At 60.5% G+C, this 24,070-nt stretch carries 27 protein-coding genes and 1 tRNA gene; 16 read left to right on the forward strand and 12 right to left on the reverse strand.

Annotated elements, in window-relative coordinates; genetic code table 11:
• Nucleotides 1–71: 71 nt before the first annotated feature.
• Nucleotides 72–1,238 (reverse strand): penicillin-binding protein activator, encoded by a 1,167-nt coding sequence (locus AC2A1F_RS05390; RefSeq protein WP_484207715.1) that lies wholly within the window; start codon nucleotides 1,236–1,238, stop codon nucleotides 72–74.
• A 51-nt stretch (nucleotides 1,239–1,289) separates the two neighbouring features.
• On the opposite strand from AC2A1F_RS05390, the gene rsmI reads away from it, so the two are divergent.
• Together rsmI and AC2A1F_RS05400 are read left to right on the forward strand one after the other, a co-directional pair.
• The gene (rsmI, locus tag AC2A1F_RS05395; RefSeq protein ID WP_484207716.1) at nucleotides 1,290–2,141 is read left to right on the forward strand and encodes a 16S rRNA (cytidine(1402)-2'-O)-methyltransferase; all 852 of its coding nucleotides are present in this window, start codon (nucleotides 1,290–1,292) and stop codon (nucleotides 2,139–2,141) included.
• Nucleotides 2,138–2,494, forward strand: coding sequence for a YraN family protein (locus AC2A1F_RS05400; RefSeq protein ID WP_484207717.1), 357 nt, complete (start codon nucleotides 2,138–2,140; stop codon nucleotides 2,492–2,494). Before rsmI ends, AC2A1F_RS05400 begins: the two co-directional genes overlap by 4 nt.
• A gap of 140 nt (nucleotides 2,495–2,634) precedes the next feature.
• Here AC2A1F_RS05400 and AC2A1F_RS05405 read toward each other — a convergent pair whose 3' ends face one another.
• Complete coding sequence (locus tag AC2A1F_RS05405; RefSeq protein ID WP_292628580.1) at nucleotides 2,635–2,823, reverse strand: hypothetical protein; 189 nt, start codon at nucleotides 2,821–2,823, stop codon at nucleotides 2,635–2,637.
• Nucleotides 2,824–2,939: 116 nt separating this feature from the next.
• Here AC2A1F_RS05405 and gshB point away from each other — a divergent pair, with 116 nt between their 5' ends.
• The 3 genes from gshB (at nucleotide 2,940) to AC2A1F_RS05420 (ending at nucleotide 5,003) form a co-directional block, all read left to right on the forward strand.
• Nucleotides 2,940–3,887, forward strand: coding sequence for a glutathione synthase (gene gshB, locus AC2A1F_RS05410; protein ID WP_484207718.1), 948 nt, complete (start codon nucleotides 2,940–2,942; stop codon nucleotides 3,885–3,887).
• A 187-nt stretch (nucleotides 3,888–4,074) separates the two neighbouring features.
• Nucleotides 4,075–4,677 carry a DedA family protein gene (locus AC2A1F_RS05415; protein ID WP_484207719.1) on the forward strand — a complete coding sequence of 201 codons (603 nt, stop codon included), beginning with the start codon at nucleotides 4,075–4,077 and terminating at the stop codon, nucleotides 4,675–4,677.
• A gap of 92 nt (nucleotides 4,678–4,769) precedes the next feature.
• A complete protein-coding gene (locus tag AC2A1F_RS05420) occupies nucleotides 4,770–5,003 on the forward strand; it encodes a hypothetical protein (RefSeq protein WP_484207720.1) in 234 nt (77 codons plus the stop codon).
• Nucleotides 5,004–5,068: 65 nt separating this feature from the next.
• On the opposite strand, the gene accC is transcribed toward AC2A1F_RS05420, so the two are convergent.
• The 6 genes from accC to AC2A1F_RS05450 all read right to left on the reverse strand — a co-directional run bounded on the left by accC (nucleotide 5,069) and on the right by AC2A1F_RS05450 (nucleotide 8,625).
• Nucleotides 5,069–6,415 carry an acetyl-CoA carboxylase biotin carboxylase subunit gene (accC, locus tag AC2A1F_RS05425; RefSeq protein ID WP_484207721.1) on the reverse strand — a complete coding sequence of 449 codons (1,347 nt, stop codon included), beginning with the start codon at nucleotides 6,413–6,415 and terminating at the stop codon, nucleotides 5,069–5,071.
• Nucleotides 6,416–6,425: 10 nt separating this feature from the next.
• Nucleotides 6,426–6,914 carry an acetyl-CoA carboxylase biotin carboxyl carrier protein gene (gene accB / locus AC2A1F_RS05430; protein ID WP_484207722.1) on the reverse strand — a complete coding sequence of 163 codons (489 nt, stop codon included), beginning with the start codon at nucleotides 6,912–6,914 and terminating at the stop codon, nucleotides 6,426–6,428.
• 110 nt (nucleotides 6,915–7,024) lie between these two features.
• Nucleotides 7,025–7,477, reverse strand: a complete 453-nt coding sequence (gene aroQ / locus AC2A1F_RS05435) for a type II 3-dehydroquinate dehydratase (protein ID WP_484207723.1) — start codon at nucleotides 7,475–7,477, stop codon at nucleotides 7,025–7,027.
• A gap of 70 nt (nucleotides 7,478–7,547) precedes the next feature.
• Entirely contained in the window at nucleotides 7,548–7,886 is a 339-nt protein-coding gene (locus AC2A1F_RS05440) for a hypothetical protein (RefSeq protein WP_484207724.1), read from the reverse strand.
• Nucleotides 7,887–8,007: 121 nt separating this feature from the next.
• On the reverse strand, nucleotides 8,008–8,421 hold the full coding sequence (locus AC2A1F_RS05445) for a holin family protein (RefSeq protein WP_484207725.1): 414 nt from the start codon (nucleotides 8,419–8,421) through the stop codon (nucleotides 8,008–8,010).
• A gap of 127 nt (nucleotides 8,422–8,548) precedes the next feature.
• Nucleotides 8,549–8,625: transfer RNA gene (locus AC2A1F_RS05450), tRNA-Pro, on the reverse strand.
• A gap of 230 nt (nucleotides 8,626–8,855) precedes the next feature.
• Between AC2A1F_RS05450 and yajC the strand changes: the two genes are divergently transcribed.
• From yajC to secF, 3 genes are read left to right on the forward strand one after another with little or no spacing between them, the layout of a single operon-like run.
• A complete protein-coding gene (gene yajC, locus AC2A1F_RS05455) occupies nucleotides 8,856–9,185 on the forward strand; it encodes a preprotein translocase subunit YajC (protein WP_292628597.1) in 330 nt (109 codons plus the stop codon).
• 27 nt (nucleotides 9,186–9,212) lie between these two features.
• Entirely contained in the window at nucleotides 9,213–10,832 is a 1,620-nt protein-coding gene (gene secD / locus AC2A1F_RS05460; protein ID WP_484207726.1) for a protein translocase subunit SecD, read from the forward strand.
• Nucleotides 10,833–10,847: 15 nt separating this feature from the next.
• Entirely contained in the window at nucleotides 10,848–11,825 is a 978-nt protein-coding gene (secF, locus tag AC2A1F_RS05465) for a protein translocase subunit SecF (protein WP_484207727.1), read from the forward strand.
• Between the two features lie 108 nt (nucleotides 11,826–11,933).
• Here secF and AC2A1F_RS05470 read toward each other — a convergent pair whose 3' ends face one another.
• Together AC2A1F_RS05470 and AC2A1F_RS05475 are read right to left on the reverse strand one after the other, a co-directional pair.
• Nucleotides 11,934–13,121, reverse strand: coding sequence for a glycosyltransferase (locus AC2A1F_RS05470; RefSeq protein WP_484207728.1), 1,188 nt, complete (start codon nucleotides 13,119–13,121; stop codon nucleotides 11,934–11,936).
• A 2-nt stretch (nucleotides 13,122–13,123) separates the two neighbouring features.
• On the reverse strand, nucleotides 13,124–13,696 hold the full coding sequence (locus AC2A1F_RS05475; RefSeq protein ID WP_292628603.1) for a helix-turn-helix domain-containing protein: 573 nt from the start codon (nucleotides 13,694–13,696) through the stop codon (nucleotides 13,124–13,126).
• Nucleotides 13,697–13,812: 116 nt separating this feature from the next.
• Between AC2A1F_RS05475 and AC2A1F_RS05480 the strand changes: the two genes are divergently transcribed.
• Together AC2A1F_RS05480 and AC2A1F_RS05485 are read left to right on the forward strand one after the other, a co-directional pair.
• Nucleotides 13,813–14,286: a DUF6456 domain-containing protein gene (locus tag AC2A1F_RS05480; protein ID WP_484207729.1), complete on the forward strand. Its 474-nt coding sequence runs from the start codon at nucleotides 13,813–13,815 to the stop codon at nucleotides 14,284–14,286.
• A gap of 83 nt (nucleotides 14,287–14,369) precedes the next feature.
• Nucleotides 14,370–16,193, forward strand: a complete 1,824-nt coding sequence (locus AC2A1F_RS05485; protein WP_484207730.1) for a DUF885 domain-containing protein — start codon at nucleotides 14,370–14,372, stop codon at nucleotides 16,191–16,193.
• A 251-nt stretch (nucleotides 16,194–16,444) separates the two neighbouring features.
• Here the strand turns inward: AC2A1F_RS05485 and AC2A1F_RS05490 are convergent, their stop codons facing one another.
• The gene (locus AC2A1F_RS05490; RefSeq protein WP_484207731.1) at nucleotides 16,445–18,238 is read right to left on the reverse strand and encodes an ABC-F family ATP-binding cassette domain-containing protein; all 1,794 of its coding nucleotides are present in this window, start codon (nucleotides 18,236–18,238) and stop codon (nucleotides 16,445–16,447) included.
• Nucleotides 18,239–18,476: 238 nt separating this feature from the next.
• On the opposite strand from AC2A1F_RS05490, the gene AC2A1F_RS05495 reads away from it, so the two are divergent.
• Together AC2A1F_RS05495 and AC2A1F_RS05500 are read left to right on the forward strand one after the other, a co-directional pair.
• Complete coding sequence (locus AC2A1F_RS05495) at nucleotides 18,477–18,776, forward strand: PepSY domain-containing protein (protein ID WP_484207732.1); 300 nt, start codon at nucleotides 18,477–18,479, stop codon at nucleotides 18,774–18,776.
• Nucleotides 18,777–18,833: 57 nt separating this feature from the next.
• Nucleotides 18,834–19,154 carry a hypothetical protein gene (locus AC2A1F_RS05500; RefSeq protein WP_484207733.1) on the forward strand — a complete coding sequence of 107 codons (321 nt, stop codon included), beginning with the start codon at nucleotides 18,834–18,836 and terminating at the stop codon, nucleotides 19,152–19,154.
• A 187-nt stretch (nucleotides 19,155–19,341) separates the two neighbouring features.
• On the opposite strand, the gene AC2A1F_RS05505 is transcribed toward AC2A1F_RS05500, so the two are convergent.
• The gene (locus tag AC2A1F_RS05505; protein WP_484207734.1) at nucleotides 19,342–20,181 is read right to left on the reverse strand and encodes a 23S rRNA (adenine(2030)-N(6))-methyltransferase RlmJ; all 840 of its coding nucleotides are present in this window, start codon (nucleotides 20,179–20,181) and stop codon (nucleotides 19,342–19,344) included.
• 521 nt (nucleotides 20,182–20,702) lie between these two features.
• On the opposite strand from AC2A1F_RS05505, the gene AC2A1F_RS05510 reads away from it, so the two are divergent.
• From AC2A1F_RS05510 to AC2A1F_RS05525, 4 genes are all read left to right on the forward strand, one after another.
• Nucleotides 20,703–21,473, forward strand: a complete 771-nt coding sequence (locus tag AC2A1F_RS05510) for an Arm DNA-binding domain-containing protein (RefSeq protein ID WP_484207735.1) — start codon at nucleotides 20,703–20,705, stop codon at nucleotides 21,471–21,473.
• Nucleotides 21,474–22,031: 558 nt separating this feature from the next.
• Nucleotides 22,032–22,259: a hypothetical protein gene (locus AC2A1F_RS05515; RefSeq protein WP_484207736.1), complete on the forward strand. Its 228-nt coding sequence runs from the start codon at nucleotides 22,032–22,034 to the stop codon at nucleotides 22,257–22,259.
• A 114-nt stretch (nucleotides 22,260–22,373) separates the two neighbouring features.
• Nucleotides 22,374–22,940, forward strand: a complete 567-nt coding sequence (locus tag AC2A1F_RS05520) for a hypothetical protein (RefSeq protein ID WP_484207737.1) — start codon at nucleotides 22,374–22,376, stop codon at nucleotides 22,938–22,940.
• A gap of 137 nt (nucleotides 22,941–23,077) precedes the next feature.
• Entirely contained in the window at nucleotides 23,078–23,893 is an 816-nt protein-coding gene (locus AC2A1F_RS05525; protein ID WP_484207738.1) for a hypothetical protein, read from the forward strand.
• Nucleotides 23,894–24,070: the final 177 nt, after the last annotated feature.

The following is a 24,070-nucleotide window of genomic DNA, read 5'->3' on the forward strand; positions in this document are numbered from 1 at the left end:
AGAACACGCTTGATTCAGCGCGCAAGCACGGATGGCGCCTTATCCGGCGAATTCCGCGCAGATGCGAAGGATCAGAACTTCGCAGGGGCGGGCGAGACGGTTGTGAAGGTCCCCGCGCCCACCTCGCGCACTTCCATCGCGCGTTCGGCCATGCCGCTGGCGGTGAAGCGGAAGACGCCATCGAGGCCGATGAAGCCTTGCGGGTCATAGAGCTTGGCGGTGGGGAAGGTGGTGCCGGGCTTCCAGCCGCGGGCGACATTAAGTGTCAGGAGCACGCTGTCATAGCCCAGCGTGGCCAGTCGCGAGGGGGTGGCGCCAAAGCGGCCGGTGTAGCTCTTTTCGAACTGGCCAAAGCGCTGATCGGAAACGGTGGCGAACCATGCGCCGCGCATCGCAGACGACTTGGCAATCGTGCCATCGCCGCTCCACAATTCAGTGCCGATCAGGCGCACGCCTTTGCCCGCCAGTGGTGCGGCCTGAAGCGCGATGCGGCTGCCATCGGCAATCACCAGCGCGTCGAACCGGCCCTTGTCCTTGGCGCGGCGGACGGCGCTGGCGACTGAAGTGTTGCCGCGATCGTAGGTCTCGATACCGGTGACGCTGATGCCCTGCTGGCGCGCGGCATCTACCAGACCAGCGGTGGCGCGCTGACCATAATCGCCGGTGGGGATGATGGCGGCCACGGATTTGACGCCGCTGGCCTTGGCAAAGCCAAGCGTGCGGGCAATTGATTGGCCTGGGGCCTGGCCCATCACGAACACATCGCGCGAGGCAACCGCGCTGTCGTTTGAATAGGTAATCATCGGCACCTTCGCGGTGCGGGCTACATTGGCAACTTGCATCACATCATCGGCCAGCAGCGGGCCGAGGATTAGCTTGTTGCCATCGCTGATCGCACGCGCAGCGGCGGTGCCTGCGCCAGTTGCGGTGTCGTAGGTGGTGATGCGCAAGTTTGCAGCGTTGGTATCTAGCAGCGCCATTGTGGCGGCATTGGCAACCGATTGGCCAACAGCAGCATTTGCCCCGGTCATCGGCACCAGCAGAGCCACGCGGTGCCTTCCGGCATCGGTGGGCAGAACATTGGCATCGGGCGCTTTTTCAGTGGGTTCAGTGACTGGGACCGACCCTTTCGGAATCACCGCGCAGCCTGCCAGCAACGACAACGCGCCAATGACCGCCCAGCGCCGGGTCTGGCGAAAGCCCGAAAGCGTGTGTTCGCCGTTGTGGATATCGATCATTCCCTGCGCACCCTCTTGTCGCTCTGCTTTGGCCGGTCCATTGAAACTGCCATGAACACGTCAGCCCTTGAACCCGGTCTCTATATTGTTGCCACGCCGATTGGCAATCTTGGTGACGTTACCCGTCGCGCGGTAGACACGCTTGAGCGCTGTGCAGTGATTGCGTGCGAAGATACGCGGGTGACCGGCAAGCTGCTGAATTTGCTTGGCCTGCATAAGCCTATGCGCCGCTATGATGATCATGCAAGTGATGCTGCGCGTGAGGCTTTGCTGGCCGAAATGGTCCAATCTCCGGTAGCGCTGGTATCGGATGCAGGCACGCCGCTGATCTCCGATCCCGGCTACAGGCTGGTGCGCGAGGCGCGGGCGCGGGGGATAGCGGTGACCGCGATTCCGGGGGTGAGTGCGGTGATCACGGCGCTTTCGATGGCGGGGCTGCCGACCGATCGCTTCCTGTTTGCGGGGTTTTTGCCGAACAAGGACAAGGCGCGCGGCGATGTGCTTGCAGAACTCGCAGGCGTTCCGGCCACGCTGGTGTTTTATGAAACGGGGCCGCGTCTGGTGGCCTCGCTTGAGGCCATAGCGCAGCGTTTGCCGGGGCGCGAGGTAGTGGTGGCGCGCGAGTTGACCAAGCTGCATGAGGAGTGCAGGGGCGGCCCAGCCGAACAGCTTCTGGCGCATTACACTACGCACCCGGCCAAAGGGGAAATTGTGCTGCTGATCGCGCCTCCGGGGGCGGCTGCGGCACCTGATGAGGACACGGTTGAGGCAGAACTGCGCGCGGCATTGGCGGAGATGTCGCCATCGCAAGCCGCGGGCAAAGTGGCCAAGGCACATGGGCTTGATCGCAAGGCGCTTTATGCGCTGGCGATGGAGATCAAGGCCGGGGAGCCCATGGCTTGAGCAGAGCGGAAGCTGAGCGGCAAGGGCGGCGGGGGGAGACGCTGGCGCTGTGGTGGCTGCGGCTGCGCGGGTGGCGCATTATGGCGCAGCGGGTGAAAGTGAAAGTGGGCGAGGTTGACATCGTCGCGCGCAAGGGGCGGACGGTGGCCTTCGTCGAGGTCAAATGGCGGCGCGATGCGGCACTGCTGGGTGAGGCTATTGACGCACACCGATTACGCCGGGTGGCGCGAGCGGCGGAAATGCTGGCGCCGCGCTATGTTAAGGCAGGGGATGATGTGCGGATCGACGTGATCCTGATTGCCCCCCGAACATGGCCGCGCCGGATCACCAATGCCTGGCAACCCGGCGCGTAGTTTCGGGGGAGTGGGCCGGGTTGCCAGTCCATGGCAACCCGGCGCCTGATTTCAGAGGGGGGGGGTGGCCCTGAAATCAGATTCTGGGAAATCAGATCCTGGGAAATCAGATCCTGGGATGAAATCAAATTCTGAAGCGATCAGTGAGCAGGCTTGTGCTCTTCCTTGTGCTCGCCATCTTTGTGCTCGTCGTGGTGCTCGTCCTTCTTTTCACCCTTGTGTTCGTCATGCGGGGCCGAGGTGGGGTGCGGATCGGGATTGGCGATGCCCTGAGCGGACCAGCCGAGAACGGCGATACCAGCGGCGGCGACAGTGAAAAGTTTGCGCATCAAAGGCTCCAATCAAAATGCTTGGCGCCATCGTGGCGCAGGCCGAAAATGGTCGCACAGGCGATAAATCGGCTTTAAGGCGCAGGTGAGATAAACCCCTGAGGCTGAGTTCACTTATGGCACTTCACGTCGCAGTCCAGATGGACCCGCTCCAATCGATCAATATCGCCGGGGATTCCAGCTTTGCTCTCATGCTGAGCGCGCAGGCGCGGGGGCATGAGCTTTTTCACTACGATGTCGGCTCGTTAACGCTGGATGAGGATGATCGGCTGATTGCCCATGCCGTGCCAGTTTCCGTGCAACGCGTGGTGGGCGATCACTTCGCGGCGGGTGAGAAGCGGCGGATCGATCTGGGCCGCGATATTGATGTGGTGCTGATGCGGCAGGACCCGCCGTTTGACATGGGCTACATCACTGCCACACACCTGCTGGAGCGGATCGAGAGCGAGACGCTGGTGGTCAACAATCCCCGCAGCGTGCGCAATGCGCCCGAAAAGGTCATGGTGCTCGATTACCGGCGCTTCATGCCGCCTACCATCGTGACCCGCTCGGTCGATGAAGTGCGCATGTTCCAGAAGAAGCACGGCGCCATCGTGATCAAACCGATCCATGGCAACGGCGGCAAGGCGATCTTCCGCGTTTCGGAAGAGGGCGAGAACCTTGGCGCATTGTTTGAGGTGTTCAACCAGACCTGGCCCGAACCGCATATGGTGCAGGCGTTTCTTCCCGAAGTGGCCAAGGGAGACAAGCGCATCGTGCTGGTCGATGGGCAAGTGGCAGGCGCAATCAACCGCAAGCCGGGTGAGGGGGAGTTCCGCTCGAACCTTGCCGTCGGCGGCTATGCCGAGAAGACCGAATTGACGCCGCAAGAGCAGGAAATCTGCGCGGCTTTGGGGCCGGAACTGAAGCGGTTGGGGCTGATTTTCGTAGGGATCGATGTGATCGGCGGGCAGTGGCTGACCGAAATCAACGTCACATCACCCACCGGCATCGTGGCCATCGACAAGTTCAATGGCACCGATACGGCAGGGATGATTTGGAACGCGATTGAAGCGCGGCTGTGACAGCCCACGGGCAGTGCGCTTCCCCGCGAAGGCGGCGGCCTCGGGTTTGTTACGGAACGATTATCGAAACCGCCTGAGGCCCCCGTCTTCTGGCTTCGCCAGAAGTTTATCCTGAGCGGCAGCATGCCAGCCAGCCGAAGGGCGGGGGGAGCGGGATACCTATGGTAACAAAGCGGTTCTTACCCCTATGAACGACTGGATCACCCACCTGATCGAAGGCGGCGGCTATTGGGGCATCGCTTTTCTGATGATCATCGAAAACGTGTTTCCGCCCATTCCTTCCGAGGTCATCATGGGGCTGGGCGGCATTGCCGTGGCGCGCGGGCGGATGGAGTTCTGGCCGCTGATGCTGGCGGCGACGGTTGGGTCAACGCTGGGCAATTACGTGTGGTTTCTGGTCGGGCGCTATCTGGGATATGAGCGGCTGCGCCCATTCGTGAAGCGGTTTGGCCGATGGCTGACCATGGAATGGCAGGATGTCGAGGCGGTAGTTGGTTTCTTTCAGCGTCATGGTCAATGGGTTGTGTTTGCTGTCCGATTTGCCCCGGTCATGCGCACGATGATCTCACTGCCCGCAGGCCTTACCCGCATGGGCCACGGGCGCTTTTTGCTGTTCACCTTTGCAGGCGCTGCCATTTGGAATGCCGTGCTGGTGGGAGCTGGATATTACCTTGGCCGGAACTTTGGCGAGATCGAGAAGTATACCGGCCCCTTTGCCACAGCCACTCTCGCGCTCGTCGTGGTCGCCTACCTCTACCGGATTTTCAGATGGAGGCCGCGCGGTGAGTAGTGTGCGCACTTGACTATATGCGCGGAGTGGTGATTGAGTCTGGCCCCGCTCTCTGCGGATTTGTGACATCTATCAAACAAAAGGTACTATTTATGGCAGTGAAAGCCCTTTGCATTGTGACACGCAGTGAAGAAGGCCGTGGTGCCTATGCTGTGCGTACTGACAATGACGAGAACGTCTATTTCCCGCTGAGCGTCACCGAAGCGCTTGAACTGGAAGAGTTTGATGAGGTCGAAGCGATTCTCGTGAAGAATGATCGGCCTGAGCCGGCGTGGCGCGCGATCCGGGCGCGGTTGCCATTGGGTGAAGATGAACGCGACGACTGACCTTCAGATTGAAAAAAGCCCCCGGAGTCCGGGGGCTTTTCATAAAGATAGAGGGACATGCGAAGTCAGGCGTCCTTCTCCAGCCACTCCTCCAGCCACTTGATCGTGTAATCGCCGCTCAGGAAATCGGGCTGGCTCAACAAGCGCTGATGCAGCGGGATGGTGGTTTTGGGTCCGTTGATTACCATTTCTGCAAGCGCGCGCTTTAGCCGCATGATGCATCCTTCGCGGGTGCGCCCGTAGACGATCAGCTTGGCAATCATCGAATCATAATACGGTGGAATTCTGTATCCGGCATAAAGACCGGAATCGACGCGCACATGCATACCACCGGCGGGATGGTAGTTTGTAACCAGGCCCGGCGAGGGCGCGAATGTGAACGGATCTTCCGCATTGATGCGGCACTCGATGGCATGGCCCTTGAACTCGATCTCGTCCTGCTTAACCGACAGCGGCTTGCCATCGGCGATGCGGATCTGTTCGCGCACCAGATCAACACCGGTGATCGCCTCGGTGACGGGATGCTCGACCTGCAGGCGGGTGTTCATTTCGATGAAGTAGAACTCACCGTTTTCCCACAGGAATTCGATCGTACCTGCACCGCGATACCCCATGTCGGCCATGGCCTTGGCGACGATACCGCCCATCCGGTCCCGCTCTTCAGGCGTGATTACCGGTGATGGCGCTTCTTCCAGAACCTTTTGGTGGCGGCGCTGCAACGAACAATCGCGTTCGCCCAAGTGGATGGCGTTGCCATTACCATCGCCAAAGATCTGGAATTCGATGTGGCGCGGGTTGCCGAGATACTTCTCGATATAGACCGTGGCATCGCCAAATGCGGCCTTGGCCTCGCTTCCGGCCTGCTGGATCAGCGTTTCCAGCTCGTCCGGCCCGTTGCACACTTTCATGCCACGGCCGCCGCCGCCCGATGCGGCTTTGATGATGACCGGATAGCCAGCCTTTTCGGCAATTACCTTGGCTTCGGCAAGATCGGAAACTGCCCCGTCTGAGCCGGGGACCAGCGGCAGGCCAAGCGCACCAGCCGTGCGCTTGGCCTCAATCTTGTCGCCCATCGTGCGGATATGTTCGGGTTTGGGGCCGATCCACGTGATGTCGTGTGCTTCGACGATTTCGGCAAACTTGGCGTTTTCCGAAAGGAAGCCATAGCCCGGATGAATCGCATCGGCATGCGTGATTTCGGCCGCCGAAATGATCGCCGCAACATTGAGATAGCTGTCACGCGCCGCTGGCGGGCCAATGCAGACCGCGTGGTCTGCAAGCCGCACATGCATTGCGTCGGCATCAGCGGTGGAATGCACCGCGACCGTTTCGATACCCATTTCATGCGCGGCGCGGTGGATCCGCAACGCGATTTCGCCACGATTGGCGATCAACAGACGCTTGATGGCCATCAGCGGGCCTTCACGCGATTACGACCAGCGGCTGGTCGAATTCGACCGGCTGCGCGTTTTCAACAAGGATGGCCTTGACCACACCGGCAGCAGGCGCGGTGATCGGGTTCATCACCTTCATCGCTTCTATGATCAGCAATGTTTCGCCGGCCTTGACCGTCTGGCCGACGCTGACGAAGTTGGGCACGCCCGGTTCTGCGGCCAGATAGCAGGTGCCGACCATCGGCGATTTTACGGCGTTGGCATTGTCTTCAGCCGGAGCAGCAGAAGCTGCAGCTGCTGCAGCAACAGAGGCCGGCGCAGGTGCGGCAACCGGCGCGGGCGCCACATATTGCGCAACCGGCGCCGCTGTCAATTGCCGTGCAACGCGGATCTTGCGTTCGCCATCTTCGACTTCGATCTCAGTCAAGCCCGTTTCGGCAAGCAGTTCTGCCAGTTCGCGCACCAGCTTGCTGTCGATTGCCATGTTATCGGCCTTTTTGCCGCTTTCGTGACCCATTGGCATTTCCTCGAAAGGTATGAATTCAGGCTAAGTGCCATGCCCGCAAGGCGGCGGGCTGGCAAGTGCTATGGGGCCTGCAACGTGGAAAACGCCCTGATCGAAGGCGTTCAAAGGCGCGAAACGGCGTCCAGCGCAACAAGATAGCTGTTCGCGCCGAAACCGCAGATGGTGCCGAGCGCCGCCATGCCAACGAACGATTTGTGCCGAAAGTCTTCGCGCTTGTGCGGATTTGAAAGGTGGACCTCAATGACCGGAACCTTGATGGACTTGATCGCATCGTGGAGAGCCACCGAGGTATGCGTAAAGGCCCCGGCATTCAGCAGCACGGCTTTTGCGCCTTCGGCCTGCGCCTCGTGCATCCAGTCGATCAGATGGCCTTCATGGTTGGACTGCCGCATGTCAATTTCAAGGCCAAGTTCGCGGCCTCGATCTTCCAGTAATCCTGCAATGTCATCAAGCGTTTGCGACCCGTATATTTCCGGTTCGCGCAGGCCGAGCAGGTTCAGGTTGGGTCCGTTCAGGACATAGACTGTCGATGCGGTGGCGGCTGGTTCGGTCATCAAAGGTCCCCGATGGCGTGATCAGGGGCGGTGATAGACGATGGTCCGATGCGCGCAAGAGCGCGGTGTATCAGCCTTCTGGGGCTGGCGCAGGCTGGGCCGGAATGCCGTCCTGATCTTCGCCGCTGACGATTTCCGGTTCGGCATCGATTGGTGCGTCATCGAACTGTGCCATCTCGCCCGCATCGACTGGCGGGGCAGTAACAGGCTGCATCGCAAGACTGATGGCCTGATGCGAACGCTTTTCTGCCGCTTCGACCTTTTTCTCCAGCGCGGTGAGGCGAGCTTCGGTTGCTGGATCGGGCGCTTTCTTTCCGCACCCGCCAAGCACAAGCGCCAAAGGCAGCATAACCGCCACAGCTTTGTAGCCTGCTTGTGGCACTCGGCCACGCAGACGGGCAGGGAACACCAAAAAAGGCGATGCGGACCGATTGATCATTTCGCATGAGTAGCAAAAGGAGGTTACCAGAAAATAACCAACCGGTCGCGCGATACCGAAATCCTTGAAAACTGGTCTTGCTTTGCAGGAGTTACCGATCAGTTCCCTTGGTCTTGCCCCATTGGCGGGCTGCCGTGTATCCAAGATATCCTGTTCCGAACAAGGCATAGAGCGGCTCTGGCAGGCCACCAAGATAGGCGTTGATGCCCGCCGCAATGCTCAGCGCCGCTGCAGGTTTGAAAGCGGCGATCAGGCCCATCGGCAGCGCCCACAGGATCATGATGTACATGACATAAAGGAACCCTGGCCGTGCGCGGCTGGTCCATGGATCGGCAGAATTGGCCTCGGCAACAATGGCAGACATCCGTGTGCGGATTTGCTCGAGTTCCTGCGTGCCTTCCAGCTTCAGCAGTTCAAGCTTGGCGCGATCACGCGCTTCCTTGTCGGGAATGACCTTGTCGAGAATGGCCGAAACAGGGGAGATCAGTGCTTCGAGTATGCCCATGATGCGCGTCCTTCGCTCAGGAGTGAACGCGCAATCAGATAACCATATCGGTTCATGTAGGAAAACGATTTTCTAGCAAAAAGGCCCGAAACGCAGCAGCGCCGGGCCTTGAAAGCTCTTGAAATATTGGTCGGGACGAGAGGATTCGAACCTCCGACCCCCACACCCCCAGTGTGATGCGCTACCAGGCTGCGCTACGTCCCGACCGGAAGCGCGCCTATAGGCACGCCTTTTGCAGATAGCAAGCGTGCGATTGCCAAAACCGGCAGCCGCATGCACTGCAATTAGGCATATCGGCGGCGGTGCGGGGTTTGATTGCCTTGCCTATGCCAACCTGCTAACCGCCCCGATCAAATCTGTCAGCGCTGGGTTTTGCGGGAAATCGCAAGGTCGTGCGCTTGCAATACCACAGTCGCGATCCCAGAAACGGACCCATGATGTTCAGCACGCTTTCCGCCGCCGCCGCCAATGCCGGCCAGCCCCCCGCATGGATGAGCTTCCTGCCGCTCGTCGCCATGGGCTTCATCTTCTGGTTCCTGATCCTGCGCCCGCAAATGCGCCAGCAAAAGGAACACAAGGCCAAGATTGCCGCGATGAAGAAGGGCGATATGGTCGTGACCGCCGGCGGACTGATCGGCAAGGTGATCAAGCTCGACGATCATTATGCAGAACTGGAACTTGGCCCGAACGTAAAGGTCAAGGCCGTGCGCGCTACCATTGGTGATATCGTGCCGCCTGCGGGTTCTGCGCCCGCAAACGACTGATCCCGATTTACTGAAAGCTGCCCGCCCATGCTCGATTTTCCGCGCTGGAAGGTGATCTGGCTCTGGTTCATAACGCTGATTTGCGTTGCGGCCGCCATCCCCTCGCTCACTTCCACTTTCGGCCTCGGCTGGCCTGCCGGCATTCCTGAGCCCAAGATCAATCTTGGCCTCGATCTGGCAGGGGGCAGTCACATTCTGCTCGAAGCCGATCCTTCGCAAGTGCGCCAACAGCGCATCGAAGGGATGGAGGAATCGGTCCGCAACAAGCTGAAGCAGGATGGCCAGAAGGCGGGCAAAGACATCCGCATCAGCGACATTTCCAACCGCGATGGCGCGCTGACGTTCGTGGTGGCTGATGCCACGCAAGTCGATGCCGTGCGCGAAGCTGTGCTGCCGCTCACCAATGGCGCAGGCCTGACCGGGCAGCGCGATTGGGACATCAATGTCGTCGATGGCACACGCTTCGTGCTCAAACCGACTGAGGCGGGCATCAGCCAAGCCGTGACTCAGGCGATGGACACGGCGGTGGAAGTGGTGCGCAAGCGTATCGACGCGCTTGGCACCAAGGAGCCGACCATCATCCGCTCCGGCCCATCGCGCATTGTCGTGCAAGTGCCCGGCCTGCAGGATCCGCAGGCGCTCAAGAACCTGTTGGGCCAAACGGCGAAGCTGGAATTCAAGCTGGTCGATACGACCGCAATTCCTTCTGACGTGGCGCAGGGCATTGCTCCTCCGGGCAGCGAGATCGTGCCCTACGTCAGCGCAACTGCCGGGGGCGGCGCTGCGGTCGAAGTGGTCAAACGTCTTGGCGGTATTCGCGGCGACCAGTTAACCAACGCGCAGCAGTCAAATGATCAGCAGACCAACGAGCCGACGGTGACGATCACGTTCAACACCGAAGGCGGGGCCAAGTTCGCCAAGCTGACCCAGCAGAACACGGGCAAGCGCTTTGCGATCATTCTTGATGGCAAAGTGCTTTCCGCGCCGACCATCAACGAACCGATTCTTGGCGGCAGCGCGATCATTTCGGGCAGCTTCACCACTGAAAGCGCCAATGCACTGGCCATCTCGCTACGGTCCGGCGCGCTTCCGGTGGATCTCAAAGTCGTGGAAGAACGCACCGTTGGGCCAGATCTTGGTGCGGATTCGATTCGCAAGGGCATGATTGCGATGGGCGTTGGCACACTGGCGCTCGCAGTGTTCATCCTCGTTACGTATGGCCGTTTCGGGGTTTATGCGAACCTTGCTGTGTTCATCAACGTGATGATGATCCTCGGCATCATGGGAATCATCGGCACGACGCTTACTCTGCCTGGCATCGCGGGTTTCGTGCTCACGATTGGTGCCGCGGTTGATGCCAACGTGCTGATCAACGAGCGCATCCGGGAAGAGCGTCATCGTGGACGCAAGGTCGTGCAGGCGGTGGAGCTTGGCTATAAAGAAGCCAGCCGCGCAATCTTCGACGCCAATATCACCAATGTCATCGCGGCCGTGTTGATGTTTGCATTCGGCTCCGGCCCGATAAAGGGTTTTGCGGTTGTGCTGATGATCGGCATCGCCACATCGGTGTTCACGGCTGTCACGCTTACCCGCATGTGGGTGGCGCAATGGCTGCGCCGCGCTCGCCCCACCGAAATCGCCCTGTAAGAGGAGGAACCTGTCATGAAACTCCTCAAGCTCGTCCCGGACAACACCAACATCCACTTTCTGAAGTGGCGCGTGCCGTTCTACGTGATCAGTATCGTTCTCATGGCGGCATCTTGGGGCCTCGTCCTGACCAAAGGCCTCAATCTTGGCGTCGATTTCATCGGCGGCCAAATGATTCGGGTCACGTTCGAACGCAGCGCCGAAGCGCCAGTGATCGAACTGCGCGAGCAGGTCGGAAAACTCGGCTATGGCGAACCAGTTATCCAACGGTTCGGCAAACCGAATGAAATATCGATCCGCATGAAGTTGCCTGAAGGCGCTGAAGGCGATGCCGCTCTATCTGACAATATGGCGCGTGCGATCACCACCGACATCAAGAAGAACCACACCGACGCCCGGATTGACGGGATTGATTCCGTTTCAGGCAAGGTATCCAAGGAGCTTGGCTGGGATGCGTTCATGGCGCTCGGTCTCGCGTCGCTGGCCGTTGCTGCCTACATCTGGCTGCGCTTCGAATGGCAATTCGGCGTCGGCGCGCTCTTTGCCCTTGTGCACGACGTTACGCTTACGCTGGGCCTGTTTGCACTGACAGGGATGGAATTCGACCTCAATATCGTCGCCGCCCTGCTCACGCTGATTGGCTATTCGTTGAACGATACCATCGTGGTTTATGACCGCATCCGCGAGAACATGAAGAAGTTCCGAAAGATGCCGATGCCTGAACTTCTCGACCTTTCGGTGAACGAGACGCTGGCGCGCACCATCGTGACTTCGCTGTCGATGCTGATTACGCTACTGGCGCTGCTGCTGCTCGGCCCTGATGTGATCTTCGGCTTTACCGCCGCTATCACGCTCGGCATCTTTGTCGGAACCTACAGCTCGGTATATATGGCTGCGCCAATTCTGATCTGGCTGAAGGTCAATCCCAACAGCTTCGTGCCGACCGAAACGGCGATGGAAAAGCAGGAGCGGCTCGCGCGGGAACGGGCGTGACAATCGGTCACGCCTCAAATCCTGTTCTTGTCCAGCGTAGGCGAGACACCTTTGCTCGCTTTGTGAGTGTCTCGACTTCGCTCGACACGAACGGAACTTGGGTCGGGTCTAGGTCTTTGTCGCCGCCTCCGTATAAATCTCTGCCAGTGCCGCCGCATTTGCCTCCCAGCTGAACCGTTCAGCATTGGCGGCGACAGCCGTCTGATCAGGCGGATCGGCCAACAATTCTGCCACGCCGCGCGCAATATCTTGCGGTGTGCGGGCAACAATTCGGCCGGCACTTTCATCACGCACCACCTCGCGCGCGCCGCCCACATCGGGAATCACCACTGGCGTCCCACAGGCCAGCGCCTCGATCCAGGCATTGGCAAGGCCCTCCCTCTCTGATGGCAGCACCATGACGTCAGCTGCGCAAAGAAGATGCGGCAGCATGTCGTGGTCTACCGACCCAAGGAACTGCACCCGTGATTCAAGGCCCAATTCGCCAACCAGACTGCGCAGCGCCGGTTCATCCGCGCCCGTACCTGCAATCGCCAGCCGCACGTCGTCGGGCAGTAGCGGTAGCGCTCGGATCGCCAGCGCCTGTCCTTTGATGGCCAGCAGGGCTCCAACACACAGCAGCAGCCGCCCTTCGGACCAGACGTGCATTGCCGGAATGGCCGAGATCAACTGCCGCGCGGCGTTGCGTTCCAGCGGCTGAAACCGTTCGCGGTCAAGTCCGGTATAGTGGACGGTAATCCGCTCTTCGGGCATACCCATCGCGGCCATATCACGGGCCAGCGCGCACGAAACCGCAAGCAGAGCCGTGGCCTGATTTGCCGCCGCCAACATCTGCCGCCGCGCCAGCGCCTTTTCACCCCACAGATGAATGTCCGAACCGCGCGCCTTGATCGCCAGCGGCAGGTCCAGTGCCCGCGCCACCGATGCCGCAGCCGGTCCATCTGGATAGAAGAACTGCGCATCGATCATGTCGAATGGCGCCTGCATGTGCAGTTTGCGCGCCAAGGGCAGCACGGCGTGTGCGATCAGGGCCGGATTGATCGGGCCGGATACGCCCGGCAACAGCAGGAAACGCGGGTGATGCACCGTGACCGCGCCTTGCTGCTCAACTTCCGGGATCTGCTCGAGCGCCGCATACCGCTGCATCGCCACTGGCGGTTTGCCGATGGGGTTGATAACTGTCACTTCCCAATCGCCCCGCGCGGCCAGCGCTTCCATCTGGCGCTGCACGAACCGACCAAACCCGCTGCGACCGGGCGCGGGATAGAGCGTCGAGATGGAAAGCAGCCGCTTCAAGATCAGAGCTTGCGCACGAGCATTTCAGCAAGGCCCAGCCACGCGGGCCGGTCGATTACCACCTGTCGCTGTCCGGGCCCGGGCGGCAGGATCGCCACGCGCCCATCGCGCTGATCAATCAGGCGGCCAAAGGCAAAGCGGCCGCCGGGGCGTGGGGCCAGCACGTCACGGTTGAACGCGCGTGCGAAATCTTCAGGATCAATCTGCCGCAGCCACACCTGATCGCCTGCGCGGTATTCGCCCGCGCTGTCGTCTACCGCCATGGCCATCAGCCGCGCCGATCCATCGAGGGCAACAGGCAAAATGGCGTCCATCGGCTTGGCCAGCGCTTCGGCGCCGCCCACGGCCAGCCTCGCGACAAGTCGTGCCGGGCTTTCCTCATCCGCCTTGACCAGCAGTTGCGGATCTACACCAAGCGCGGCGCCGATGCGGTTCATCCAAGAGAGTGACAGGCTGCGCATACCCGTTTCCAGACGCCCGATGGTCTGCGCGGTGGTCGGAGGATCGCAGCGGGCTGCAACATCGGCCAAGGTCATGCTCTTCTGGCGGCGGATATCGCGGATGCGGTTGATCATCGATCGATCACTTCTGAGGATGGCTTAACCGGAACGGTGTTTTTCGCTTTCCTACAAAGGCGAAGGCAAGGCAAGTCCTTTGCTTGTTCTATCCTTGTTCCTTCAGGAGATTACAGATGGCCCGAATCCTTGTCACCCGAGAATTGACCTGTGTGGGGCCACGCCGCAGTATCGAGCGCACACCCCGCAGCCGTTCGGTTACGGTGAACCTTGCCGAATCTCCGCTAACCTGGCTCCACGCGCGCGGCCATCTTACCGATCGCCAGCTTGATGCAGGGGAACGCCTGCGTGCTGATTTCGAACGAGCGCACCTTTCCCCCTCGGTCACCATGCGTTGGGATGCGGTGCGGATCAGCGGCACGGCGGACCGTGGCCTCAATGTCAGCGAACGCCATATCGCAGCACGCCAGCGCTTTGTGTCCGCCATCGCACACGCAGGCACAGGGCTGTCCGACATCCTGTGGCGCGTGGTTTGCGCAGGAGAGGGGCTTCCCTCTGCGGAAAAGGCGCTGGATTGGCCCGCACGCAGCGGCAAACTGGTGCTGCGCATTGCGCTGGACCGCGTGGCAGATCACTATTGCTTGCCGTGAATCCAGTATCGATTGCAACAAAAGCGCTTTGAAGCCTTCTTCAGCTGTGGCACCGGTCCGCAACTTTTTGCTTCCCGGAGAAGATGTTCATGACTGCCCGCTTCAGCCGCCGTGCCTTCGTTACCTCGGCCAGCATTGCCACCGCTTTGGCCACCAGCCCGCGCTTTGCCTTTGCCGCCGCCGCAACTGAAGACGCGCGGCTGGATGCGCTGTTCACGCGCATCTTCAACGATCAGATGATGCTTTCGCCGACGTATGCGACCTCTCTTGGGTTGGACAAGGGCGCAATGGCGGGCCTGCGCTCGCAGCTGGAAGACAACAGTGCAAACGGCCGCGCTGCCTCCATCGCGCAGACTCGCGGCGCATTGGCAGAGCTCGCCAAGATCGATGACAAGGCCCTCTCGGCGCCGATGAAGGTCAACCTCGATGTTGTGCGCTACCAGCTTGACCGCCGGCTTGATGGTCCGCGCGTGGGCGTTGACAGCCCGCTATCGCCCTATCGCATAACGCAGCGTTCGTGCGCTGCCTTCAGCGTTCCCGATTTCCTTGATTCCACGCATCCGATGGAAACGGCCGAGGACGCCGAAGCCTATCTCGCCCGCCTTGCTGCACTGCGCATCCAGATCGACAATGACATCACCGAGCAGGGTGAACAGGCCGGGCGCGGTATCCTTGCTCCGGGGTGGTCGCTCGATCTTGCGCTGATCCAGTTGCAAAAACTGCGTGCGTCGGCACCGGGCGAATCCTCGATGGTCAAATCCATCGTCCGCCGCACCGCTGCCAAGAGCATTGCCGGAGATTGGCAAGCCCGCACCGAAGCAATCGTGCGCGATGCCATTTATCCCGCGATTGACCGCCAGATTGCCTTGCTTGAACAGCTCAAGCCTACCAGCGCAGCGGGTGATGGCGCATGGCGCATTCCGAGAGGTGATGAAATCTATGCCGCCGCGCTGATGCAGGCGACCACCACCAATTACACGCCTGATGAAGTCCACAACATCGGCCTTGAACAGGTGGCCGACCTGACAGCACAGCTTGATACCGTGCTAAAAGCCGCAGGCTATACCAAGGGCACTGTGGGGCAGCGGCTGGCCGCGCTCAACACTCTGCCCGAACAGCTTTATGCCGCCACGCCAGAGGGCAAGGCCGAACTGATCGCCAGCCTGAACGCGGGCGTGCAGAAGATGAATGCCCTTCTGCCCCGCGCCTTTGCCACGCTGCCCAATCAGCCGCTCGATATCCGCGCCGTGCCGGTGGAAATTCAGGATGGCGCCGCCAACGGCTATTACTATTCGGCCTCGCTCGATGGCAGCCGCCCGGCGATCTACTGGATCAACCTCAAGGAAGTGTCGGACTGGCCCAAGTACACGCTGCCCTCGCTCACCTATCATGAAGGCACGCCCGGCCATCACCTGCAGATCAGCCTTGCGCAGAAGTCTGACAGCATCCCGCTGATCCGCAAGACGGGCGGTTTTTCGGCCTATTCCGAAGGCTGGGCGCTTTATTCGGAACAGGTGGCAGACGAACTTGGCGCTTACGATGGCATCGAAAAGGCGGGCTACCTGCAGTCTTTCCTGTTCCGCGCCACGCGCCTTGTGGTCGATACCGGACTGCACACCAAGCGCTGGAGCCGAGAGAAGGCGACCGACTACATGGTCGCCACCACCGGCTTCACGCGCCCGCGCACCTTGCGTGAAGTGGAGCGCTATTGCACATCCATCGGGCAGGCCTGCAGCTACAAGATCGGCCATATCGCCTGGCTGCGTGCGCGCGAAAAGGCGCAGAAGACGCTGGGTGACAAGTTCGATATCAAGCAGTTCCACGAAGTCCTGCTCGACGGCGCAATGCCGCTGTCGATCCTGGAAAAGCGCATTGAGGAGCGGACGGCTGCTGCGCTGAGGGGGTAACACCCCGCCAACCCATCCACCAAACACCACGCGCCCCCGCGAAGGCGGGGGCCTCAGGGTTCTATCGGCACATTCGCGTAAACGGCCTGAGGCCCCCGCCTGCGCGGGGGTGCGTTAGCGCTAAGTTCAAAAGCCTAAGATCTTCCACCAAATCCGCTCATGCTGAGCCTGTCGAAGCATGCTGGCACCCTTCGACAGGCTCAAGATGAGCGGAGTGGGGGTGTGTATGCGCTATCATGCAAGGGGTATGCCTACCCCTCAACCATCTCCGCCAGTTCCAGCCAGCGCTCTTCCGCCGCGTCCTTTTCTGCACGCAGCTTGTCCAGCCCCGCCATCAAGGCATCAAACTTCCTTGGGTCCGTGGCATACAAATCCGGGTCAGCCAGTTGCGCTTCACCCCGCGCAATCTGCGCGTCCAGTTCCTCGATCCGCCCCGGCAGCAGATCGTAATCGCGCTGGTCCTTGTAACTCAGCTTGCCCTTTTTCGCAGGAATTGGGGGAGGGGGTGGCGCAGAACCATTTGAAGAACCGCCCGCCTTTGCCACCGGCTTGCCCGCAGCGCGGGCCTTGCGCATCTTCTCCCAGTCGGCATAGCCGCCCGCGACGATGTCCACGCGGCCCGAGCCATCCATGCCCAGCGTGATCGTCACCGTCTTGTCCAGAAAGTCACGGTCGTGGCTGACGATCAGGACGGTGCCATCGTAATCCGAAATCACTTCCTGCAGCAGGTCGAGCGTTTCCAGATCAAGGTCGTTGGTCGGCTCATCCAGCACCAGAAGGTTCGAAAACCGCGCAAACTCCCGCGCCAGCAACAGGCGAGACCGCTCCCCGCCCGAAAGCGTGCCCACGCGCGCTTCAACGAGGTTCGGATCGAACAGGAAGTCCTTGAGATAGCCGTGGATATGCTTTCGCACGCCGCGCACATCGATCCAGTCGCTGCCATCGGCCAGCACATCGCGCACGCGCTTGTCGGGCGCCATCAGGCTGCGCTGTTGGTCTATGAACACGGCTTCCAGCGTATTGGCCAGCGTGATCGTGCCGCTGTCCGGTGCCAGTTCGCCGGTCAGCAGCTTAAGCAGCGTGGTCTTGCCCGCACCGTTGGATCCCACCACGCCGATGCGGTCCTTGCGCGTGATGCGCAGGGTGAAGTCCTTGACGATATCGCGCTCACCGAACGATTTGCAGACCTTGTCCGCAACGATCACCGCCTTGCTCTTGGCATCGTCGCTCGATAGCGCCAGTTTGGCCGTGCCTTGCGGCGTCAGCATCGCGGCGCGCTGTTCGCGCATTTCATAGAGCTTTTCCAGCCGCCCCATGTTGCGCTTGCGCCGCGCAGTGACGCCACGTTCCAGCCAGTGCGCCTCGATCTTCAGCTTGGCATCCAGCTTGTCCGCCGCGCGCGCCTCTTCGGCATAAGCCTGTTCCATCCATGCTTCGTAACCGCCAAAGCCGATTTCCTTGCGGCGCAAGCTACCGCGATCCAGCCACAGCGTCGCCTTGGTCAGCCGGTCAAGGAATGTGCGGTCATGGCTGATCACCACAAACGCCCCGCGATAGCGCGTCAGCCAGTCCTCCAGCCAATCGATCGCGGCCAGATCAAGGTGGTTGGTCGGCTCGTCGAGCAGCAGCAGGTCCGGCTCGCTCGCCAGTGCGCGCGCCAAGGCAGCCCGCCGCCGTTCCCCCCCGCTGGCGCTATCGGCCTTGCGCGAAAGATCGATGCCAAGCTGGCCCGCAATCGCCTCAACTTCATGCTGCGGCGGCGCGTCCTTGCCCGAAAGCGCAAAGTCCATCAGCGTGTCATAACCGGTGAAGAACGGGTCCTGCTCCAGCGTCACGATCTTCGTGCCCGGCTGGATCGATCGCGTGCCTTTGTCGGCATCCACCTGACCGCCCAGCAGTTTGAGCAGCGTGGTTTTCCCAGCACCATTGCGCCCGATCAGCGCAAGCCGATCACGCTGCTGGATATGGATGTTAAGGTCCTGAAAGAGCCAACCATTGCCCTGGATCAGGCCAAGGCCTTCCCAGCTGAGTATCGGTGCTGCCATGCCGCGCGCTTACCTGTCCGCTCGCACTTTCGCAACGCCTCACACGCTGTGTAATCCTTCCAGCGCCGGAAGCCCACCCAGCTGCGACTAATCTCACCTGCGGTTCGATAAGTCGCGCTCCCCTCCCGCAGGCGGGAGGGGTTGGGGGTGGGCTTGCAACCTCAGAATTTTCACCCTTATTTCACCGCACCAGCATTCACCGCTTGTTCAATGGCCAAGGCTTAGGCATCTGCGCATCATGAACCGACTGACTGCCCTGATAGCTGCCACGCTCGCCGTTCTGCCTGCTGCATCCCCTGCACAGCAACAGCGCCCGGACGAGCAGAACGAAGCCCGCCGCGATCTGCGCGCGGGCAACGTGCGCTCGCTGCGCGATATCGAACGCCGCGTGCTGCCGACCAAGCCCGGAATGCAATACCTCGGCCCGGAATACGATCCCTCGGCGATGGTCTATCGGCTTAAGTTCATCCGCGATGGCCGCGTGGTGTTCGTAGATGTCGATGCGCGCACGGGGCAAATCATGGGCGAAAGCCGTTAGCCGTTAACCGCAATCTGCTGGTGGTGTGTGGCCGCAGACCTGCTAGTGGTCCGGGCCATGACCAGCATTCACAGGCTTTCCGGAATCGTCGACGTTGGCGGGTTTCAATACGAATGGGAACTCCGCAGCGAACCGCAATGGAGCGAGTTCGACGGCTGGAGAGGCATGACCGTCTCCCTGCTGCGCAAGAACACCCAGCGCGGCGCCATGCTGGAGTTCCCCCCACCCAAACGCCTGCTCAAAGGCATGCAGCGCGGCCGCCTGCAGGTTAGCGACGCGATTGTAATGCGCGGTGTTCAGGCGGCGCTAGACGCCGGGTGGGACCCTGAATCGCGTGGAAAGCCAATGGTTTTCATGGTCGATGCTGATGGCAATTAGCCGACCGTAGGGAATGAGCCATTCGCATCCAAACTCCACTACATCACCCGTCACCCCGGGCTTGACCCGGGGTCCCGCTGTTCTTTGAGCACCGCGCAAGACCTGACGAGAAACAGAAAGCGGGATCCCGGATCAAGTCCGGGATGACGAAAATGAGGGGCCTGTCAGGCAGAGTGTTCGGCCAGCCTCACCCCAACCACTCCGCCGAAATCAGACCCCGATGCCCCTCCGGCGCCAGCGCCGCGCGCAGGGCCTCCAGCATCGGCGGCAAGCCTTGCGTAAAGGCATAGGGAGGGTTCACGAAAAACAGCCCCGCGCCGTTATAAATGCCGGGCTGGTCGGCATCGTACAGCCAATGCTCGACATTCAGCATCTTCGGAATGCCCAACCGGCATAGCTGCTCCTTCCACCGCACATGCGTGTGCCGGTCTTTCAGCGGATACCAGATCACCGTCACACCATGCGACCACTTGCGGTGCGCGGCGGCAAGTGTGGCCGTGATCCGCGCGCGCTCGTCCGTTTGCTCATAGGGTGGGTCAACCACCACCACGCCGCGCGAGGTCCGGGTTGGCAACATCGCCAGCCAAAGTTCATAGGCGTCACGCTCGTGCACGGCAGCAGGGGTGCCGCGCATCGCTCCACGCAGAGCATAGGCGTCTTCGGGATGCTTTTCATTCAGGATCAGCATATCCTGCGGGCGCAGAAGCTGCGCCAGAATGCGGGGCGAGCCGGGGTAAAGCTGTGGCCCGGCTTCGTCCCCCATTTCCCCATTCACCGCTTGCACCGCAGCGCGATAACTGTTCAGCAAAGGGTTGCTGTCGGCAAAGGCACGCATCACGCCTTGTGCCGCCTCGCCTGTGCGCCCGGCGTCCTCGCCATAAAGATCATACAGCCCGCAACCGGCATGGGTATCGATCAGCGTCAATCCACTGTCTTTGAGCTGCAAGGCCTGCACAAGTGCGATCAGCAGGCTATGCTTCACCACATCGGCGCTGTTGCCTGCGTGGAAGGAATGGCGATAATTCACGGCGATCCAAAATCCTGGCGATGAGACAATTCACCGCGGTTGCCGGACGCGGTTGCCGGGCGCGAGCAGGTTGAAGTAACCAATCCCGAGCCGGTGTAAAGCCCGGCGAAAACCTTCAATGCTCTTGCGCGCCCCAGCAATGTCCGCGCTGCGCAATATCGAAGCCCGGTCCGCATTGCGCTTGGCACTGGCATATTCTTGCCCTTGGCACGAATTCGCGCGAGCAAGCCCGCAATTCCGGCCGCGTTCCAGAAGCTTGAAAATAGATCAGTCTACGACGCCACTTGCAACGTCAATACATCAAACTGTTGACGCTGCTTTAAGGTGTGGTGGACGCACTTGGGCTCGAACCAAGGACCCGCTGATTAAGAGTCAGCTGCTCGTATTTGGATGGCATTGGACTGAGTTGGAATATACCTGAAAAATATTGATAATCTTCCAATACTGCTTGACTTTGATTGGCTGAATGCTGCTTGATTTGGTCTTCTCGTGATTGCTGGGTGCTTATCAGAGGAGTGGGTGTGCCAACCATAAAGCTGACCAAGAGAACCGTCGATTCAGTAACACCGTCAGGGAAGGTAAGCTTCCTTTGGAATGCGGAAGTAAAGGGCTTCGGGCTAAAAATCTCGGCAACGGGGAAGCGTTCTTACATTTTCCAGTATCGAACGGGAGGGCGTGAATCTGCGACGCAGCGTTCCACCATCGGTGAGCATGGCAGCCCTTGGACCCCCGACCTTGCGCGGAAGGAAGCCCTTCGGCTTGCTGCTTTAGTTAGGCAAGGTAGTGACCCACGCGAGGATCAACGGCAGCGGCGTAGGGCAGCAGTAACGCTCGCATTCGAGGATTACGCCGACTCGTTCGTTCAAGGATACCTGAAGGAGCGATGGAAAAGATGGCAAGAAGCGGAGCGCATTTTGAAACGCGACATCGTGCCAGTTTTCAGACGGCGGCCGCTAACTTCAATTACGAAGGGTGACATCGACGATCTGCTATGCGGAATGAATAGCCGCCCAGCACTCAAGCGGCACGCCTACTCCCAGCCTACCGGTTTCCGGACTGGCATGTGTGCCCGAAATGCAACCGGCTTCAACGCAGCCGGTTCTGGAGTTCCGAACTCGATCGCCCGGAACTGTTTTGCAGCGAGTGTTCAACAGGCCGAGGCAAACGCGCCAAAAAGTCATTTGTTGTGCCGGTCCGCTTCGTTGTTACTTGCGCGTCTGGGCATCTTCAGGACTTCCCCTGGGCATCCTGGCCGCGGCACAATTCAGCTTGTTCTCGCAAGCTTCCATTGAAGCTGATCGGGAAAGGCGCGGGCCTGAAAGGTCTGAGGGTGCATTGTACCGAATGCCTCGAGGAAAGGGACTTGGATGGTGCTTTATCACCAGGAGCCTTGGGGAAGATTCCCTGCGAAGGAAGGTCGCCTTGGCTTCAGTCGGGCCCGGTGGCTTGCTCCAATGAACCGGTTGCCATTCAGCGCGGTGCCTCCAACGCCTATTTCCCGGTGGTCGCTTCTGCGCTCGACGTCCCGCCGTTTGGCGGCACGTTTCGTGATTGGCTTGACGAGTTCTGGGCCGACCTGACGACGCTTGCCGACAGGGCGCAGGTTCCAGATTTTGTCAGGAAAAGGATCCACCCATATTGGCCAGATCAGGCAGTCACCCCGGAGCAACTGACTGCGAAGATCCTCACGCTGCTTCACACTCTCGACGACGACAGCGGCGATTTACGCGTCAACGAGCATCTGATGCTTTGTTCAGGTGGCAGTGCCGACGAACATTTTCCTGAGTTTAGGATCGTAGCACAAGACCCTCCGCCGCAACTCTTGGGCGCGTTCGATCAAGTTGTGTCGGTTGCGGGACCGGGCCGATCGCGTCACGACCAAAGTCGAGGCCCTGAATGCGCCGTTTTCGCGCAAGGACCTGCTCAAGGCACGCGGCTATAAGTGGAATTCGAAGCGGCGGGTGTGGTGGGCAGAGATCGAGGACGATGCTCTGGAGGAGGAAAAGCGTTGGCTCACGGATGAAGTGCGCTGCACGCCATCGCTGGAATTCCTGACATCCGCTGGACGTCACCGCTGATCGCGCAATAGCCGACCACAAAACGCAACTCACCAGCACAATCGCAAAAGGGCCGAGGCCGCAAGGCTGTCGGCCCTTTTGCGCGTCTGGACCTGTGCAAACGGAACAATACCCATGATATGCAGGACTTACCTTACCACCTTTGCTATCCTCGAAGACGACGATGGCTACCCGATCGAATTTGCCACCTTCGGCATCGCCGATGACTCCAACCGCAATTACCGCTTCCATTTGCACCCTGGCGGGTTGTGGACGCACCCGGCCACTGATCTTGCCTGGCGCTTTCTGGGCCATGTGCCTGAAGGCAGCGATATTCTCAGCGTCATACCTTTGTCAGGCCAGCGCCCACTGGCGGAGAGTTTCGAAATCGGCGCCCTGGCCAGCGCCTTCCGCATGCTGGGCTTGCCAATTGAGGGCTACGGGCGGATGCACGTATTACGCACCAGCGAATGGCAGCTTGTGCAATCCGCTTTCGATCACGGTCTGCCCTATCGCGGGCCGGACCGGAAGCGTGGGCTCGAAGGCCAGATCGCGCTGCTGCCATTGCGCGCACAGGCCATCTGGCTGGCGTGGCTTTCAGAAACCCGTGACATCCAGCCATCGGACAAGCGCGACGTTCTTGCCGCATGGAAGGCTTGGCGGGCACTGGTGCGGATAGGGAAAGGCATGCCGTCGATCTGATCGGGGGCCGTCAGCCCCACCATGCGCGGCCGATGCGATGTGTGCAGTCGGGCGATCCCAAAACAAACAAACAACAATCCCGCAAACGGCCGCCCATCGAGGCGGCCGTTTGCGTTTCAACCATAGGAAACAACACCATGAAGACGTTTACGACACCGGCAAACACCACACCTGCTACCCAACACTTCACCTTCTTCGATCTGGAAACCCATTGGGACGAAGTGCTGCACAACAATTACTGCTTCATCGAGCAGACCCAGAGTTGGCCACCCCGTATTGGCACCCGGCGCATTCATGCAGCAGCGGCCTTCGATCTGGCGCTGGCCGAGGACGGCGCCATCACGTGCGAGCGGATCGCCAGTTGGACCATGCCCAATGACGGCGGCGAGAAAGGCGTGGTCGAGGGACTGTTCACGCACATGCGCGCACAGCCCGATCGCACCTGCATGGTGGGCTATGGTTCAATCGCCATGGACGTGCCGGTCCTGAAACTGGCGGCGATGGAATACGGCCTGGTCATGCCGACACAGTTGATTGCTTCGGCAGGAGACTGGAAAGAGGCATGGCGTCCGCATCTGGATCTTGGTCTTGCGATCAAGGGGCAAGGCAAAACCTGGCACCACTTGTCCGAGATCCTCGTGCGGCTGGGTATTCAGGCGAACCTTCTGCGTGACAAGGCCAAGGTGGGATATCCGCAGGCGCCAAACGAATGGCACGAACTGCGCAGCCACGTGGAACTGGACACGGTCCTGACGGCAGCGGCGACCCTGGCCTGGGCACGTTCGCAGGGCCATGCCGGGATTGATCCGGCCACGGCCAGCCATGCCCTGCTGCAATGGTGGTCGCGCCATGGCACGCTCAGCCCGCGCTTTGTCGAACGTGTCGGGCTGGCATCGGATTCGCTGTGGCGGCGGATCGGTAGCAAGGCGCCGATGCTGGCCACTGTGGATTGACGCGGACGCCGGCCAGCACCGGCTTCTGGCATTCATACAATCCCATCACACCACAAGGAGAACGCCCATGACCTGATCTGATCGGGCCATCGCGCACGACACAATCTCGTTCGTCATTAGGCCCAAAGCGGAACTTCATCCGCAATGTCCAAGCCCAACCCCACGGCCGTCGACGCA

This window comes from Novosphingobium sp. HNCC26BN242, assembly GCF_057180525.1.